This is a genomic window from Enhygromyxa salina, from assembly GCF_000737335.2.
GTDB lineage: Bacteria > Myxococcota_A > Polyangia > Nannocystales > Nannocystaceae > Plesiocystis > Plesiocystis salina_C.
Genome location: NZ_JMCC02000256.1, coordinates 1 through 1,885, shown reverse-complemented (window position 1 = coordinate 1,885; position 1,885 = coordinate 1). Strand labels below are relative to the sequence as shown.

At 62.5% G+C, this 1,885-nt stretch carries 2 protein-coding genes; both read right to left on the bottom strand.

All coding sequences use genetic code 11. The features are described 5' to 3' along the window. A partial coding sequence (locus DB30_RS40715; RefSeq protein ID WP_146662945.1) for a hypothetical protein occupies window positions 1-673 on the bottom strand: 673 nt, incomplete at its 3' end. 106 nt (window positions 674-779) lie between these two features. Then, window positions 780-1,885, bottom strand: a 1,106-nt coding sequence (locus DB30_RS42105) for a baseplate J/gp47 family protein (protein ID WP_205633213.1), incomplete at its 5' end; no start/stop codon positions are given.

Below are 1,885 nucleotides of genomic sequence, written 5' to 3'. Positions count from 1 at the left end.
GGTGGGCGCCGTCGAGGATGTCGTCACGGGTGACCGTGAGGGTTGGGATCCGCTCCACGATGTCTGACGCAATTACATCCACAGGCATAATTACTTCGCCGATTTCGAAGATGACGACATCCGCAGGGGCAATGTTCGGGTACAACCCATCAAGGTAGATCTTTGCCCCGTCTTCCTCTCCATCGTACGAATATGCCGCGTCTGCCTGGAGACGGCCCCTGCCGGCCACAGAATACATAACCTGTATTTCAAGCGGCTCCACGCCCGCACCTTCCGCCAGCACAACGACGGCCTGGCCGACGCCATACCCTGTACCGTTGTCGTCGACCTCCTCGAACCCAATGGCATTCGCCCCCTGTAGATTTTGCACATACGCTCGGTAGCCAGGAATTATGCTCGAACTCGCCAATACGATACCGAAGTCATTGCCGACAATCTCCGCAGCGTTCCACGCTGCCCCGCGAGATGGCACTAGCTGACCTTCAAAGACACTGCTTTGAGTACCCAGCTGAGCACTCAAGCTGTCCGGGTGGCCGGAGGGATGAGCCGCCAGGACCTCGATGCTCGCAGCAACACCCACCCCACACTCGCTCAGAGGATGCGCTGAGTCACGCCTCCCACCGTCGTCCAAGGAACCCCTGACTGTATTGAATATCACCGGAAAATCTAGCATGGGAAGACTCGTGGTTGTGCCCTAAAGGGCCTCGTGGTAGCGTCCGTTGATGCACTGCAAGACATCCGCTCGGCTCCTGGTTGCGGCATTACTTGGGTTCTTGGTCTCAAGCTGCAATTCGGACGGGGCCTCGGGTACCGACGCTGGCTGTGTTGCGGGGGAGCTCGATTGTGAGTGCAACTCGAGTCTGTGCCTGGGGGCGCTCGTCTGCGAGGACAACATCTGCGTGGAACCTGGGCAGATGACGTCGTCGGGTGACGGCGACGGGGATCCCGGCGATGGCGACCCCGGCGACGGGGATCCCGGCGACGGGGATCCCGGCGACGGCGACCCCGGCGACGGGGACCCCGGCGACGGGGACCCCGGCGATGGCGACCCCGGCGATGGCGACGGGGACAGCTGCCCCGCAGGCCAGATGCTTTGCGGTGGAATTTGCGTCGACACGGCCACCGATGCTGCAAATTGCGGAATGTGCGGTCACGTCTGCGACATCAAAGACAATGTCGGCGGTTGTATCGAGGGAGAGTGCGCTCCGACACTGAGCGAATGCGTGACCTCCGAAGATCCGCCGGCAAGCTGCGACGAGGTATGTATGGGCGAAGGGAAAATCTGTGTGAGCGACGGGTGCTACGGTCAGACAACGTTCGTGTGGTACGCCTTTGGCAGCGACTGTGCGAACTTCCAAGGCTCCCATGTAGGGGGTCCATGCACATTTCCGAACATTGCCGAGACCAATCACTACCGCTGCTGCTGCGGCGAGCCCTAGCATCAAACCACCTCCCGCACACGAACCACCACGGTCCCCCGCTCCGGCCGACCGCGTCTTCACCGTTTCGTCCCATTCCCATCGTGCCTTCGCCTTGACCACGCCGCCGTAGTGGGTCGCCTCGACCTCGAAGTCGGCGAGCGAGACGAGGCGGCCGAGCACGCGCAGGCTCTGAATTGCCTGCTCGCGGGCTTGCTCTTCGGTGGGCGGGTCTTCGCCGCCGCTGGCTGCGATGGGGTTGGAGACCTTGGTCACGCCGGCGATCGGGCGGACCAGCTTGGTGATCGTGTTGGCCTCGACGTTGCCGCCGGTGCCGAAACGGTAGGTGGCGACGATGTTGTTGGAGCCGCTCGGGAGCCGCTTGCCGAGCTCGCCGTCGCCGAACTGTATGTGGGTTTGGTGGTCGGCGTCGTGGCGGATGACGTAGATCTCGTCAGCTGGGGTGG